This window comes from Variovorax paradoxus, from assembly GCF_009755665.1.
GTDB lineage: Bacteria > Pseudomonadota > Gammaproteobacteria > Burkholderiales > Burkholderiaceae_C > Variovorax > Variovorax paradoxus_G.
The window spans coordinates 2,922,577-2,936,368 of the sequence record NZ_CP046622.1; the positions used below are offsets into that span (position 1 = coordinate 2,922,577).

Genomic DNA, 13,792 nt, shown 5'->3' on the forward strand with positions numbered 1-13,792 from the left:
AAAAGCACGCGAATTACCTCCAAAGGTGACACGCAGCGTCGCTTCAGGCCCGACGTGCGACAAAAAAGATATGCCGCAGCGCAGGTAAAGACGGCGACCGACGTTTTTTTTGTAGAGTCGGGCCTTCGATGAAAAAAGCGCCCTCTCCTCCGTCGCCCGAGACGGCTCCAGATACGTCCACTGGCCCGAGGTCATCGAACGACGCAAGCTCCCTCGCCCGAAAAACGGACGCGCAAAGAAGTCGCGTCATCTTCGGTACTACTTTGTTTGTAGTCTTTGTGTGCGTGGCGTTGCTGGTCATGAACGCATGGCTGGTCATTCGCGCGCGCACGGCAGAAAACGAGCAGATCGCCCGGGCGAACACCAACCTCGCACGCGCGGTCAGCCAGCAGATCGACAGCACCGTCGCCCTGGCCGAACACATCATCTCGGGCATCGTCTTCGAACTCGAGCGCGCGGACATCACGCCCGAGACGCTGCAGCGTCTTCAACCGGTGCTGGTGAACCATGCCTCCGAAATCCAATCCATCAAGGGGCTCTTCATCTACGACGAGCAAGGACGCTGGCTCGTCCATTCCGAGGCATCTCCGGCGGGTACCAAGAACAACTCGGACCGCGAGTATTTCATTTACCACCAGACCAACCCGAGCGCGCGAACGCTGATCAGCGGCCCCATCGTGAGCCGCTCTTCGGGTGAATGGGTGATTCCGGTCTCGCGAAGAATCAACGACCCCGACGGCAACTTTGCAGGCGTGGTGCTGATCACGCTCAGCGTCAAGCACCTGCTGAGCGTGCTGGACCGCTTTCAGATCGGCGAGCAGGGAGCGATTGCGCTGTTCGGAACCGACCAGCTCCTGGTTCGCCGCCCCTTCAGGGAAGCCGATATGAACAGGCGCAATACCGACTCGCCTTTCCAGAAGCAGTTCCAGGCCTCGCGTTCGGGCACCGTCGAAGGAAGATCGGCGATCGACGGCGTGACGCGGATCATCAGCTTCGAACACCTGCTGGACTATCCGCTCTTCGTGACCGTTGCCGTCGGCAAGGACGAGGCGCTGCGGGAATGGAAGTCCGCATCGATCTATCAAACGACCTGGGTGGTTCTTCTGTGCCTGATCGTCGGCGTCTCGGGCCGCTACCTGATCCGGTCGATGCGTCGGCGGCTGGTGGCGGAACTGCATTTGCGAAGCGCCCGCGACGCACTGACCGAAGCCAATGAACGCCTGGAACATCTTGCGCAGGAAGATGGGCTCACAGGCCTGGCCAACCGCCGCTACTTCGACGCCCGCCTGCTCTTCAACTTCCAGCAGGCGCTGGAAGGCCAGACGCCGCTCGCGGTTGTCATGGTGGACGTCGACGAGTTCAAGAAGTACAACGACCTGTACGGCCATCTCGAAGGGGATGAGTGCCTGCGCCGGATTGCCCTCGCGCTGCGTTCGGCCGTGTGGCGCTCGGGCGACCTGGTCGCGCGCTACGGGGGTGAGGAAATGGTCCTGCTGTTGCCCGCTACCGATGCCGAAGGTGCGCTCGAGGTTGCGCAAAGGGCGCGGCTGGCCGTGGCCGATTTGCGGATTCCCCATGCGGCGTCGGCGCTGGGCACGGTGTCCGTGAGCCTTGGCGTGGCGGCCGAGGTGCCGCAGCCCGACAGCACGCCGTTCGAGCTTTTGAAAGCCGCGGACGAGGCGCTCTATCTTGCGAAGCAGGAGGGGCGAAACACGGTCATGGTGCACGAATGACCCGCTCCGATGGCCGGAGTACGCCGTCCGGCCCCGGCCGCAGCAGCATGCCGCCGCTCACGCCTCGGCCGGCCTCGAGCGGCCGGTGCAGTGCACCAGGGCCGTTCAGCGCCGGCGGCGCCCGCTCCATCTGCGCCTTGTGCACCATGTCGGCCGACAAGCGCTCGGTCAAGTCGGGAAAGAGCCGGTGGCTCGCGGTCGAAACGCCTGCTTTCCACCCGACCGGGAGTTCCTCCCGCGGATTGACGGACACCCACACAATCGCCTCGACCACCTTCTCCGGCGGGTCGAGCGCGAACATGTTCGGCGCTCGTCCGCTGTAGCTGCCCGCATGCGCAAAGAACGGCGTGTCGGCCGCCCAGGGCATTACAGTGGCAACCTGCACCCCCGAAAGGCTGGCCAACCGAAGCTCTTCGTTGAGCGCGCGGCCCAGCGCCAGCACACCCGCCTTGGAGGCCGCGTACGAAGCCTGGTAGGCGAGCGGCACTTCGCTTTCGACCGAACCGACGTTCACCAGCGTTCCGCTGCCCTGCGCGCGGAACACCCCCAGTGCGATATGGCTGCCGTAGATCACGCCGTTGAGGTTCACGTCCACCACGCGTGCATGGTCCGCCACCGGAATTTCCTCGAAGCGTCCGATGACGCCCACGCCGGCGTTGTTGATCCAGACGTCGACCCTCCCAAAGCGCGCGAGCGTGGCCGACATCAGGCGATCCATGTCGCCAGGACGCGCCACATCGGTCGTTACCACCAGGGCGTTGCCGCCGGCGCTGCGCACCTCGCGTGCGACCTCTTCCAGCAGTTCGGTGCGGCGTGCTGCGAGCACGACATTGGCTCCCAGCCCGCCAAGCCTCACGGCAACGCCACGGCCGAAGCCACTCGATGCGCCGGTGACCACGTAGGTCTTGCCGGCAATGCGACGAGCATCGTCGGCGCCGACGGTCGGGGCAAGCGCACAGCCACCGAGTGCGAACGCGAGCAGCGCAGTCACGAACAAGCGGAGCGCGGCGGATGAGTTCATGGTTGTTCCTTGTGACTTTCAGGTTGCCTCGCCCCACTGCACGTTGACCGCCCTGCTCCCGCGGTCCGCGGGCACATTCATGCCCCGAGTCGCGACTCGCTCGAATTCGACCGGATCGTGCGCGCTGAGCAGCGTGATCTCCGCGCCGAAGCGCTCGCGCAGCGAACGAAGCCGCCGCTGGTTGTGCAGGCGCGCAGCACGGTCTTTCTCCATCATCGTCTGGTAGAAGCGCAGGCCCGGCGTGCACCACGGATCGCGGGCATCCATCTCGCGATGATGGAATAGGCATCACCCGCCATCAGCACCCAGCCGCCGGAAGCCGCGCGCACCGCAACACCCGCATGCCCGAGCGTGTGGCCCACGAGCGGCACCAGCAGCACCTCGGGCGGCAACCCTTGCAGCTCGCGCACGCAGTCGAAGCCATACCAGGGTTCGCCGCCTCCGGCGGCGTACACCTGCCAGCGCTCCCGGCTGCTCCACTGCTGGGGCCTGAAACGCTGGCGGTCGAGCCATGTGCGCTGGCGCTGCGCCTCGTCCCGCTCGATGCTCATCATGTGCACGCGCGCGGCGGGAAAGTCGTCCAACCCGCCCGCGTGGTCGAAGTCGAGGTGCGTGAGCACGATATGGCGTACGTCCGAGGCCGAGAATCCGAGCCCTTCGATCTGGCGCACGGCCGTCATCTCCTCGCGAAAGTCCGGGTCCATCAGCCGCAGGAAGAAGCCGCTGAGACGCCCGCGCGGGTCGTTCACATCGCGCAGCCCGTAGCCGGTGTCGACCAGCACCAGGCCATGGTCGGTTTCCAGCAGCAGGCAATGGCAGCACAGGCAGCCGCGCTCGAAGGCACTGCGGCTGCGCCCGTCCATGAGGCGGCCGCCGAGCGGGCACGCCGAGACGCAGTTGAGGTGGTGGACGGCGATCATGGTGTGGCGGTGAAGAGCGGCGGCCTCGGAACAAGGGTTGAACCGACCGACTGGCAAGCGGCAGGCCCGGCGCCACGGCGCACGAGCCTGGAGCCTTGCGCACGGCTGCCAGCGTTCGGCACTGCTGTTCTATGCCGGGACATTTTTGCTGTATTTCTTGCTTCACCTGGTCATTGCACCGCCGGTGTGGGCCTGCGGCTCGCGGGCGCAGAGCCAAGGCAATCTGCGCTCCCGGCTGCCGCAGGCATGTCGATTGCCATAACAGCCTTGGCGCGATCTCCAAGGAGAACACCATGGCCGACGCTCACCAGAAAACCGGCGTTGTCGACGACAAGCAAGCCGTGCGGAACAGGCTCCGCGCGGCCAGGCTGTCTGAGCAAGTGCCTTGCGAGGACACTGCAATGAGCCACGTTCGGCGGATTGCCATCTATGTCGACGAACCGCACCCTGGGCATTTCTTCTGGGTGCTCACGGAGCAATGCGACGACGCAAGCCATTGGAGAGAACTGGAGTCCGCCGAGCTGTCCTATGCAATCTGGCTCGACGCACTGCGTGCCGGCGTGAGAGCGCTCGAAGGCTACGCCCTCGACGAGCGCATGGGCCCTCGCGCGCCTGGCCCGGCAAAGACGTTTGCCTGGCCGGATACGCGCCCCGCCTGAATCAAGTTCGCGCGACCCGCCCCGCCGGGATGGCGCTGCGTTTGACTTTCACCCAATCGCTCGACCGAACGCCGGGCTGGTAGACGCTGTAGGCGCGCTTGGCCACCAGGCCCTCCAGTTTCATCGGAACCACGACGTCGGCGAAGAGCTGAGCAGCGCCCGTTTCGAAGTGGTCGACGTACATGATGTACGGCCGGGGCCTCTTCTTGAAGATCCCGGCAAGCGCGGCCTTGCGCTCGAGCAATGGCTGCTGCGTGATGTCGACGCTGCGGTGCACCAGCAGATCGAAGACACAGTAAACGACGTTCGGGCCACCCGGATACCGGCCCCGGGCCCCACGATCTTGCAGCTGGCTGAAGTCGCTGCGGCCCGCCTGGTCGAACACGCAGACCTCGCCGTCCACCACGCACTGTCCGCTTCTCAGCGTGCCCAGGCTTTGCGTGATTTCCGGAAACCACGTGGTGGCATCGGTTCCATTGCGCGTGCGCAGCTGCACGGCGCCGCCAAACTCGGCCAGCACCCGATAGCCATTCAATTTCAGTTCGTAGATCCACCCCGGCTCGTCGAGGTCGAGCGGACGTTCGTCGAGCAGCATGGGCTGGTAGCGGTCGACCTTGGTCATGGCGGGACGCTCTACCCCGCAGCAGCGGCTGGCTGTCAGCCAATGTCGCAATCTGAAGCCGATGCCATCTAGGTGTTGGCGGCGGCTCTCAGGTGCATCCGATCGTCGGGGGTACGATCCGGTGTCATTCGCAGGCCGCCCATGCTCCTCCACGTCGACGAAGAGATCACTTTCCGCAAGCTCGAGATCCTGCTGGCCTTCATGGAGGCCGGCAATCTGGCTCGCGCGGCGGAAAAGCTCGACATCAGCGCCGTCAGCGTGCACCGCGCGCTGCATTCGCTGGAAACCGGCTTGCGCTGCGCCCTGTTCCGGCACGAAGGCCGCAACCTGCACCCGACCGAAGCCGCCCATGCGCTGGCAGAGGTAGCCCGCGATGTGCTTCGCACAATGTCCGAGGGCGTTCGCGCCACGCGCGAAGTTGCCGGCTACTCGGCCGACCGGATCCGCATCGGTTCGCTCTATTCCCTGACCAGCCGCACGGTGCCGCAGCTGATCATGGGCATGAAGCTGCGCAAGCCCGACCTGCACACCGAGCTCGTGCTCGGGTCCAACGCGCACCTGCTGCAGAAGCTGCGGGACGGCGCCATCGACGCTGCGCTCATGGCCATTCCTGAAGACGTTTCCGATGTCGAGTCGGAACCGCTGTTCGAAGACGACATCCAGTTTGCCGCACCCGTAGGCTCCCCCTACTCCGCCCTGAGCGAGATCGACCTGAGCAGCTGCGCCGGCGAGCGCTTCGTGAGCCTGAGCGAAGGCTTCGTCACCTACAGGGGGTTTGTCGAAACCTTCCGCATCGCCGGCTTCACGCCCAACGTGGTGATGAAGACCGACGACATCTTCTCGCTGATGAACCTGGTGAGCGGCGGGGTCGGCTACACGCTGCTGCCGGGTCGAGTGCGCGGCGTGATGCCGCAGAAGGTGCAGCTGATTCCGCTGCAACCCCGGTACTTGATGCGCCAGACCATCGCGCTCAACTTCCTGCGCACGCGCGAGCGCGACCCGAACCTGCTGGCGCTGCTGTCGGTGTGCCGCCTGGCAAGAGCTGAACTCCGCTGAGGGTTGAGCATCCGATCGATCAGGGTTAACCCTCGATCGTTTCACAACGCGTAAAGGTCGGCAACGCCGCTTCATTGATCGTCCCGGAGGGGGTGCGTACCGTACGGACCCAGACGCGTGGTGCCATGTGCGTCGTACCCAAAACACCGGAGACGCATCGATGAGTTCACATTGGATTTCGATTTACGCGCTGGTCGGCATGTTCGTGCTGGCCACCGTGCTGCCCATCAACATGGGCGTGATCGCCTTCGTCGGCGCGTTCCTGGTCGGCACGCTGGTGGCCGGCATGAACACGAAGGCGATCATGGGCGGCTTTCCGGCCGACCTGTTTCTCACGCTGGTAGGCATCACCTATCTGTTCGCGCTGGCGCAGAACAACGGCACCATCGATTGGCTGGTCAGGCTGGCGGTGCGCGCGGTGCGCGGGCGCATTGCCGCCATTCCCTGGATCATGTTTCTCATTGCCGCGCTGCTCACGGCGGTGGGCGCGGTCAGCCCGGCGGCGGTGGCCATCATTGCGCCTATCGCGCTTGGCTTTGCCGCCAAGTACGGCATCAACCCGCTGCTCATGGGGCTCATGGCGGTGCACGGCGCGCAGGGCGGCGGCTTTTCGCCGATCAGCATCTACGGCGGCATCACCAACAAGATCGTTGCCAAGGCCGGCCTGCCGCTGAACGAGGTTGCCACCATGCTGGCAAGCCTCGGGGTCAACCTGTCGGTTTCGCTGCTGCTGTTCTTCCTGATGGGCGGCATGAAGCTGCTGCGGCAGCGAGCGAACGCCGACGGTAGCGCCCCAGTCGTGCAGCGCGTGTCGCATGGGCAAAGCGGCGCGCAGGTGTATGGCGACGCCGAAGGTGAATCGTTTCCCGAAGAGCGGCGCATCGCGGCGCGGGCGGAAAACTCCCTGATGGAGTCATCGCGCGCCGAAGCCGCGCAACCTGGCTCGCATGCCTACCGCATCGCCACCGTGGCCGGACTGCTTGCGCTCGCCGTGCTGACGCTGTTCTTCAAGCAGGACATCGGCTTCGTCTCGATCAGCATCGGCCTCGTGCTGACGCTGATGGCACCCAACCTGCAAAAGCGCGCGCTGGGCCAGGTGTCGTGGCCGGAGATCATGCTGATCGTGGGCGTCAGCACCTACGTGGGCGTGATGGAAAAGATGGGCACGATCGACTTTGTCGGCCATAGCGTGGCCGGACTCACCTCGCCCATGATCGCCGCGCTGCTGCTGTGCTTCGTCGGCGCGGTGGTCTCGGCGTTCGCCTCGTCGACCGCCGTGCTCGGCTCGCTGATCCCGCTGGCGGTGCCGTTCCTGCAGGGCGATACAGGGGTCGGCGCCATCGGCTTCATCGCGGCAATGGCCGTGTCCTCGACCATCGTCGACGTCAGTCCGTTCTCCACCAACGGCGCGCTGGTGCTTGCCAGCGCCAAGGGGGTGGACCGGGACGTGTTCTTCCGGCAGCTGATGGTGTACGGCGCCATCGTGACGCTGGTGGCGCCGGTGGTGGTGTGGCTGCTCTTCGTGGTGCTGTGAGGGCGCCGCTGTCTTCGATCGAACTTCAACTCCTCTTCCTATGATCTCCAGATCCTGGACCTCCAAGGCCGACGACCGCAGCATGCGGTTGGCACGCGCGGCCGATGCGCTCGGAAGCCGGCTCGCCGGCAAGCGCGTCGACACCGAAGCCGTCGCCACCCTGCTCGAGTCGGTGCTCTCGCCCGGCGACCGCGTCTGCCTGGAAGGCAACAACCAGAAGCAGGCCGACTTCCTCGCGCGCGCCCTGGTCCAGGTCGATCCGGCCAAGGTACATGGGCTGCACATGGTGCAGTCGGTGCTGGCGCTGCCGGAGCATCTGGACGTTTTCGAGAACGGCTTGGCCGCCCGGCTGGACTTCAGCTTCTCGGGGCCCCAGGGAGCACGGCTGGCCAAGCTGGTGTCCGCGGGGCGCATCGAGATCGGCGCCATCCACACCTACCTGGAACTGTTCGCGCGCTACTTCGTCGACCTGACGCCCAAGGTGGCGCTGGTCGCCGCGCAGGCGGCCGACGCGCAAGGCAATCTCTACACCGGCCCCAACACCGAAGACACGCCGGCCATCGTCGAGGCCACGGCGTTCTCGGGCGGCATCGTGATTGCGCAGGTCAATGAAATGGTCGACGGCAAGACCACCACGCTGCCGCGCATCGACATTCCCGCCGATTGGGTGAGCTTCGTCGTGAAGGCACCGCGGCCCAATTTCATCGAGCCGCTGTTCACGCGCGACCCGGCGCAGATCAGCGAAGTCCAGATCCTGATGGCGATGATGGCCATCAAGGGCATCTACGGCGAGTACGGCGTGCAGCGCCTGAACCACGGCATCGGCTTCGACACCGCGGCCATCGAGCTGCTGCTGCCGACCTATGCCGAGTCGCTCGGCCTCAAGGGAAAGATCGGCAAGCACTGGGCGCTGAACCCGCATCCGGCGCTGATTCCGGCCATCGAGGCGGGCTGGGTCGAATCGGTGCATTCCTTCGGCTCCGAGCTGGGCATGGAAGACTACATTCGCGCGCGTTCCGACGTGTTCTTCACCGGCCCCGACGGCAGCCTGCGCAGCAACCGGGCCTTCTGCCAGGCGGCCGGCCACTACGCCTGCGACATGTTCATCGGCTCGACCTTGCAGGTCGACCTGGACGGCAACAGCTCCACCGCCACGCTGGGCCGCATTGCCGGCTTTGGCGGTGCCCCCAACATGGGCGCCGACGCACGCGGACGCCGGCATTCGAGCCCGGCATGGCTCAAGGCGGGGCGCGAAGCGCGCGCCGGGCGCACGGGCGCAGCCGGCACGCCGCGCGGGCAAAAGCTGGTGGTGCAGATGGTGGAGACCTTCCGCGAGCACATGCAGCCGGCCTTCGTCGAACGGCTCGATGCATGGACCCTGCAGGAGCAGGCCGGCATGGAACTGCCGCCGATCATGATCTACGGCGACGACGTCTCGCACATCCTCACAGAGGAAGGCATTGCCAACCTGCTGCTGTGCCGCAGCGATGCGGAGCGCGAGCAGGCGATTCGCGGCGTGGCCGGCTACACCGCGGTGGGTCTGGCGCGGGACAAGCGCGCGGTCGAGAACCTGCGCGACCGCGGCGTGATCCGCCGGCCGCAGGACCTGGGCATCGACCCCCGCCAGGCCACCCGCAATCTGCTGGCCGCACGCAACATGCGCGATCTGGTGCGCGCCTCCGGCGGGCTGTACCAGCCACCCAAGCGTTTCAGAAACTGGTAGCAGGAGATTCAACGATGAGCGACGTTCCCGCAGGGCTCGAAACCCTGGACTTTTCTTTCTCCGGCGGCCGCCAGGCCGGTGCCTTTGCGCCGGTGCTGGTCGGCGTCGTCGGTTCCGGCAACCTCGAAGTCATGCTCGAACCCGACGCCGGCAACGTCTGCGCGGTGCGCGTCGAGACTTCAGCGCGCGGCTTCGGTCCCATCTGGCAGGCCGTGATGAACGACTTCCACGCCCGCCATCCGCTGGCCGGCGTGCGCGTGTCGATCAACGACATGGGCGCCACGCCCGCGGTGGTAAGCCTGCGGCTCGACCAGGCGGTGGCGGAGATTGCAGGAGGCCGGCCATGATCAGCTATGCCGAATGCTCGGCGCGCGAGCGGCTGGCGCTGCTGCTCGACGCCGGCAGTTTTCATGAATGGCTGCCTCCGAGCGAGCGGGTCACCAGCCCGCACCTGGCGCAGCTTGGCGTGCCATGTGCATTCGACGACGGCGTGGCAGTCGGCCGCGCTCTGCTCGACGGCCGCAGCGTGTTCGTGGCCGCGCAGGAAGGCGCGTTCATGGGCGGCAGTGTCGGCGAGGTGCACGGCGCCAAGCTGGTCGGCTTGCTGCAGCGGGCGCTGCGCGACCGGCCCGCGGCCGTGCTGCTGCTGGCCGAATCGGGCGGCGTGCGCTTGCACGAGGCCAACGCCGGGCTTATTGCGGTGTCGGAAGTCATGCGCGCGTTGCTCGACGTGCGCACCGCCGGCATGCCGGTAATCGTGCTGATTGGCGGCGCCAACGGCTGCTTCGGCGGCATGGGCATCGTCGCACGCTGCGCCGACTACATCGTGATGAGCGACGTCGGACGGCTGGCAATGTCGGGCCCGGAGGTGATCGAAGCCTCCCACGGCGTGGACGAATTCGATTCGCGCGACCGCGCACTGGTCTGGCGCACCACCGGCGGCAAGCACCGCTGGCTCACTGGCGACTGCGATGCGCTGGTCGAAGACGATGTTGCTGCTTTTCGCGCGGCGGCGATTGCAGCGCTATCCGGTTCGAAGCCATTGACCTTGGCCGCGTTGGAGCAGGAGCACGTGCTGCTCACTGACCGTCTGCACGCCCTGCCCTCCACCGGCTCCACCGCCACCACTGACAGCGACGAAGCAACGCTACTCTGGACCGCGCTCGGCATTCCCGATGCACAGCAGGTACCGGAGCTTTCGGTGGACGCCGTCCGCGCGCTGCGCACCGTTTGACAAAGACAGAGAGGGGCAATCCATGCAGTGGAATTCACTCGTCACCCAGCTCTTCGGCCCGTATCACGGCATGCGCGAAGACGGCGACTTTCTGCAAGGCGAAGTCATCTTCGACGGCGAGCCTGTTGCGGTGATCGGCACCACGCACCATGCACCAATCGGGGTGCGGCTTGCACTGGCGCAAGCGCGCGTGGTGCTGGACACCGTCACGCAGCACCCGGGCCGACCGATCCTGCTCTTGATCGACACCCAGGGCCAGCAACTGCGCCGGCGCGACGAACTGCTCGGCATCAACCGTGCAATGGCGCACCTGGGCGCGAGCATCGACCTGGCGCGGCGGCGCGGCCACCGCGTGATCGGCCTGGTGTACGACCAGGCGCTGTCCGGCGGCTTCATCACCTCGGGGTTGATTGCCGACGCCTGCTACGCGCTGCCCGAGGCCGAGATTCGCGTGATGCGCATCCCCGCCATGGCGCGCGTGACCAAGCTGCCGGAAGAAAAGCTCACGGCCCTGTCACAGTCCAACCCGGTGTTCGCCCCCGGCGTGCAGAACTATGTGGCGATGGGCGGCGTGCGTTCGCTTTGGCAGGGCGACTTGCAGGCCTGCCTGCGCGAGGCACTGGCCCACACACCGACGGAAGACCAACGCGCACGGGACGGCGCCGAACGTGGCGGACGCCGCATGGCCGCTGCTGTCGTGCAGCGCGTGCTGGACGACGCTTGACCGCCGTCTCCGCCGTCTGAACAGGCAAGACCGCCATGGCTCCACTGCGTCGCCATCAACTCGCCCGGCTTTCCACCAGCGGCTGGGCCGCCGTGCTGGGCCGGCCGTGGGACGAGCAGGCACGCGAGTGCCTCGCGCATTGGGCGTCGCATCAACTGCCGCTGGTCGTGACGCGGCAGCCAGCCGATTCCGCTGCCAGCGAACGGCTCGCGCTTGGCTTGCCGGCGCCAGCGCGCTGGGACAAGCGCCGGCTTGCACTGCAGGTGCCACACGCGGCGGTGCTTGGCCTCGACGAGTTCCCGCGGCTTGCCGACGTGCACGACCTGCTGCCACCGCCAGCCCAAGGCGCGATCAGCGAACTGCTCGGCAGACTCGATGAAGGCCACGCGACGGCGCGCGTTTTCGGCAGCTACGGCTGGCAGGCGATCAGCGGCCTCGATCACGTGCACGCAGCCTCCGATCTCGATCTGTCGGTCACCGTCGAGGGAGTGGCGCATGCGGATGCCGTGGCTCGGGCGCTTGCGTCGTTCGAGTCGCCACGGCTGCGGCTGGATGGCGAGCTCCTGTTCAACGACGGCTCGGCGGTGGCATGGCGTGAATGGAGCGAGTGGCGCGCCGGCCGCTCGCGCGCCGTGTTGGTCAAGCGGCTCGATGGCGTGTGCCTGCAACGCGATGCCACGTGGTGCGAGCGCGCCGAGATGACGGAGCTGGGCGCATGAAAAGCTCCACCCTTTCCCTGCAGGCGCAAGCGCCGCTCACGCCGCAGATGATCGGCCGCGCCGCCACGCTCGCGCTCTACGACGAGCTCTCGCTGTCGCCCAAGCCCGGCCTGGTCACGTTGATCGACCGCGGCAGCCACGACGACATGGACGCGCACACCTTCATGCGCAGCCTGTTCTCGCTGCGCCGCTACTTCGTGCAGATTGCCGAGGCCGGCGCAGAGGGCGCGAATTTTCCGGTGCTTGAACGGCATGGCATTGCGGCCGAGGCGCGCATGCTGGCCGCCACCGGCGGCGTCAACACGCACCGCGGCGCCATTTTTATGCTCGGCCTGCTGTGCGCGGCGGCAGGTGCCTCGCTACGGGAGCAAGGCGGTTCACTGCACCCGGCCGGCTTGCGTGATGCGCTGCGCCGCCACTGGGGCGATGCACTGGCCAGGCGCAGCCAGCGGCCGTCCGCGTTGCCCGGTGGCATCGCCGCACGGCGCCACGGCCTGCGCAGCGCATCCGAAGAGGCGGCGCTGGGCTTCCCGGTGCTGTTCGAGACAGCCTTGCCGGCCTTGCAGCGCGCGCTGGCCCGCGGCCTCACGGCTCGCCAGGCCCGCCTCGATGCCTTGTTCCACATCATCGCGGTGCTGGACGACAGCAACCTGGCGCACCGCGGCGGTCTTGCAGGGCTGCGCGGCGCCCAACGCGCGGCGCAGGGCTTTCTGGACCGGGGAGGCATCGCACGGCCCCAAGGGCTCCAGGAGGCGCAGGCCATTGCAGACGACTTCGTGCGGCAGCGGTTGTCGCCCGGCGGCGCGGCAGACACGCTCGCCGCTGCCTGCTGGCTCCACCGCGTGTGTTCGGCCCCATGAGCTACGCGCTGCTTTTTTCCGGCCAAGGCACCCAGCACCCTGCCATGCTTCCCTGGCTGGGGGACGACGCCATCGTGCGCGGCATGTGCGCGCAGCTCGGCATCGACGATTGGCGCCGTGCGCTCGCCGATCCGGAATGGGCTGAACGGAACAGCAATGCGCAATTGCTCCTGACGAGCCTTGCGTTGGCAGCCTGGGGGCAGCTCGCGCCCATCGTTCCACCGCCGGCCGCGGTGGCCGGCTACAGCGTCGGCGAACTGGCCGCCTTCAGCGCGGCCGGTGTGATCGATTCCGGTACGGCGGCGTCGCTTGCACCGCAGCGGGCCGAGGCAATGGACCGTTGCGCCGCGCATGCGCCCGGTGGCCTGCTGGCTGTCAGCGGCCTGCCGGAGCAGCGCCTCGAGCAGTTGCGCATCGAAGCTGGACTCGCGCTCGCCATTCGCAACGGCAATGCCAGCGTGGTTCTCGGCGGCCCGGTTGCCGCGCTGGATGAGGCGGAGCGCATGGCCATGGCAGCCGGTGCGCACTGCACGCGCCTGCGGGTCAACGTCGCCTCTCACACGCCCCGGATGCGCGAGGCGGCAAAGAGCTTTTTTCAGACCCTCGCGCAGGTGCCTTTTCGCGCGCCCCGCGTGGCGCTGTTCAGCAACACGGGGGAGCGCATGCGCGATGCGAACTCTGCACGCACGGCTTTGGCGGCCCAGATTGCGCAGAAGGTTCGCTGGGACGAATGCATGGAAAACATCATGGCGCGGCAGGTGCGCTGCGTGCTGGAGGTGGGGCCGGGCCAGGCGCTGGCGCGCATGTGGAACCAGCGCTATTCCACCGTTCCGGCACGCGCCTGCGACGACTTCCGCAGCGCCGCGGCAGTCGCCGCCTGGCTGAACAGCCACTCGGACTGAGCAGTCGTTCGGACCGATGAAACAGTCCACTTGACGTCTTTTGAATCGAGCAACAGGAGATCCATCGTGAGCACCCAAGAACCGA

At 66.8% G+C, this 13,792-nt stretch carries 13 protein-coding genes and 1 pseudogene; 11 read left to right on the forward strand and 3 right to left on the reverse strand.

Annotation, left to right across the window (positions count from 1 at the left end):
- Positions 1-299: 299 nt before the first annotated feature.
- Positions 300-1,733: a sensor domain-containing diguanylate cyclase gene (locus GOQ09_RS13500; protein ID WP_242630830.1), complete on the forward strand. Its 1,434-nt coding sequence runs from the start codon at positions 300-302 to the stop codon at positions 1,731-1,733.
- Here the strand turns inward: GOQ09_RS13500 and GOQ09_RS13505 are convergent.
- A complete protein-coding gene (locus tag GOQ09_RS13505) occupies positions 1,717-2,754 on the reverse strand; it encodes an SDR family NAD(P)-dependent oxidoreductase (RefSeq protein WP_157613868.1) in 1,038 nt (345 codons plus the stop codon). The two genes, GOQ09_RS13500 and GOQ09_RS13505, sit on opposite strands and share 17 nt — an antisense overlap.
- 18 nt (positions 2,755-2,772) lie before the next feature.
- Positions 2,773-3,671: pseudogene (locus GOQ09_RS13510) on the reverse strand (MBL fold metallo-hydrolase).
- A 296-nt stretch (positions 3,672-3,967) separates the two neighbouring features.
- Between GOQ09_RS13510 and GOQ09_RS13515 the strand changes: the two are divergent.
- Positions 3,968-4,333 (forward strand): hypothetical protein, encoded by a 366-nt coding sequence (locus GOQ09_RS13515; RefSeq protein ID WP_242630831.1) that lies wholly within the window; start codon positions 3,968-3,970, stop codon positions 4,331-4,333.
- 1 nt (position 4,334) lies between these two features.
- On the opposite strand, the gene GOQ09_RS13520 is transcribed toward GOQ09_RS13515, so the two are convergent.
- Positions 4,335-4,955, reverse strand: coding sequence for a hypothetical protein (locus GOQ09_RS13520; RefSeq protein ID WP_242630832.1), 621 nt, complete (start codon positions 4,953-4,955; stop codon positions 4,335-4,337).
- A gap of 141 nt (positions 4,956-5,096) precedes the next feature.
- On the opposite strand from GOQ09_RS13520, the gene GOQ09_RS13525 reads away from it, so the two are divergent.
- The 9 genes from GOQ09_RS13525 (at position 5,097) to GOQ09_RS13565 (ending at position 13,707) form a co-directional block, all read left to right on the forward strand.
- Complete coding sequence (locus GOQ09_RS13525; RefSeq protein WP_157613869.1) at positions 5,097-6,011, forward strand: LysR family transcriptional regulator; 915 nt, start codon at positions 5,097-5,099, stop codon at positions 6,009-6,011.
- 160 nt (positions 6,012-6,171) lie between these two features.
- Positions 6,172-7,545 (forward strand): SLC13 family permease, encoded by a 1,374-nt coding sequence (locus GOQ09_RS13530; RefSeq protein ID WP_157613870.1) that lies wholly within the window; start codon positions 6,172-6,174, stop codon positions 7,543-7,545.
- A 40-nt stretch (positions 7,546-7,585) separates the two neighbouring features.
- Positions 7,586-9,268, forward strand: coding sequence for a malonate decarboxylase subunit alpha (mdcA, locus tag GOQ09_RS13535; RefSeq protein WP_157613871.1), 1,683 nt, complete (start codon positions 7,586-7,588; stop codon positions 9,266-9,268).
- 14 nt (positions 9,269-9,282) lie between these two features.
- Positions 9,283-9,615: a malonate decarboxylase acyl carrier protein gene (gene mdcC, locus GOQ09_RS13540; protein ID WP_157613872.1), complete on the forward strand. Its 333-nt coding sequence runs from the start codon at positions 9,283-9,285 to the stop codon at positions 9,613-9,615.
- Complete coding sequence (locus GOQ09_RS13545) at positions 9,612-10,502, forward strand: biotin-independent malonate decarboxylase subunit beta (protein WP_157613873.1); 891 nt, start codon at positions 9,612-9,614, stop codon at positions 10,500-10,502. The genes mdcC and GOQ09_RS13545 overlap by 4 nt, the downstream gene beginning before the upstream one ends.
- Positions 10,503-10,524: 22 nt before the next feature.
- Positions 10,525-11,226, forward strand: coding sequence for a biotin-independent malonate decarboxylase subunit gamma (gene mdcE / locus GOQ09_RS13550; protein ID WP_157613874.1), 702 nt, complete (start codon positions 10,525-10,527; stop codon positions 11,224-11,226).
- Positions 11,227-11,261: 35 nt separating this feature from the next.
- Positions 11,262-11,945 (forward strand): malonate decarboxylase holo-[acyl-carrier-protein] synthase, encoded by a 684-nt coding sequence (gene mdcG / locus GOQ09_RS13555; RefSeq protein ID WP_157613875.1) that lies wholly within the window; start codon positions 11,262-11,264, stop codon positions 11,943-11,945.
- Positions 11,942-12,805 carry a triphosphoribosyl-dephospho-CoA synthase MdcB gene (gene mdcB, locus GOQ09_RS13560; RefSeq protein ID WP_157613876.1) on the forward strand — a complete coding sequence of 288 codons (864 nt, stop codon included), beginning with the start codon at positions 11,942-11,944 and terminating at the stop codon, positions 12,803-12,805. The genes mdcG and mdcB overlap by 4 nt, the downstream gene beginning before the upstream one ends.
- The gene (locus GOQ09_RS13565) at positions 12,802-13,707 is read left to right on the forward strand and encodes an ACP S-malonyltransferase (RefSeq protein ID WP_157613877.1); all 906 of its coding nucleotides are present in this window, start codon (positions 12,802-12,804) and stop codon (positions 13,705-13,707) included. The genes mdcB and GOQ09_RS13565 overlap by 4 nt, the downstream gene beginning before the upstream one ends.
- Positions 13,708-13,792: the final 85 nt, after the last annotated feature.

Coding starts and splice junctions, on each gene's coding strand:
- GOQ09_RS13530 (WP_157613870.1), top strand. CDS start 6,172: ATGAGTTCACATTGGATTTCGATTTACGCGCTGGTCGGCATGTTCGTG.
- mdcC (WP_157613872.1), top strand. CDS start 9,283: ATGAGCGACGTTCCCGCAGGGCTCGAAACCCTGGACTTTTCTTTCTCC.
- GOQ09_RS13520 (WP_242630832.1), bottom strand. CDS start 4,955: ATGACCAAGGTCGACCGCTACCAGCCCATGCTGCTCGACGAACGTCCG.
- GOQ09_RS13515 (WP_242630831.1), top strand. CDS start 3,968: ATGGCCGACGCTCACCAGAAAACCGGCGTTGTCGACGACAAGCAAGCC.
- mdcA (WP_157613871.1), top strand. CDS start 7,586: ATGATCTCCAGATCCTGGACCTCCAAGGCCGACGACCGCAGCATGCGG.
- GOQ09_RS13500 (WP_242630830.1), top strand. CDS start 300: ATGAACGCATGGCTGGTCATTCGCGCGCGCACGGCAGAAAACGAGCAG.
- GOQ09_RS13525 (WP_157613869.1), top strand. CDS start 5,097: ATGCTCCTCCACGTCGACGAAGAGATCACTTTCCGCAAGCTCGAGATC.
- mdcE (WP_157613874.1), top strand. CDS start 10,525: ATGCAGTGGAATTCACTCGTCACCCAGCTCTTCGGCCCGTATCACGGC.
- GOQ09_RS13545 (WP_157613873.1), top strand. CDS start 9,612: ATGATCAGCTATGCCGAATGCTCGGCGCGCGAGCGGCTGGCGCTGCTG.
- mdcB (WP_157613876.1), top strand. CDS start 11,942: ATGAAAAGCTCCACCCTTTCCCTGCAGGCGCAAGCGCCGCTCACGCCG.
- GOQ09_RS13565 (WP_157613877.1), top strand. CDS start 12,802: ATGAGCTACGCGCTGCTTTTTTCCGGCCAAGGCACCCAGCACCCTGCC.
- GOQ09_RS13505 (WP_157613868.1), bottom strand. CDS start 2,754: ATGAACTCATCCGCCGCGCTCCGCTTGTTCGTGACTGCGCTGCTCGCG.
- mdcG (WP_157613875.1), top strand. CDS start 11,262: ATGGCTCCACTGCGTCGCCATCAACTCGCCCGGCTTTCCACCAGCGGC.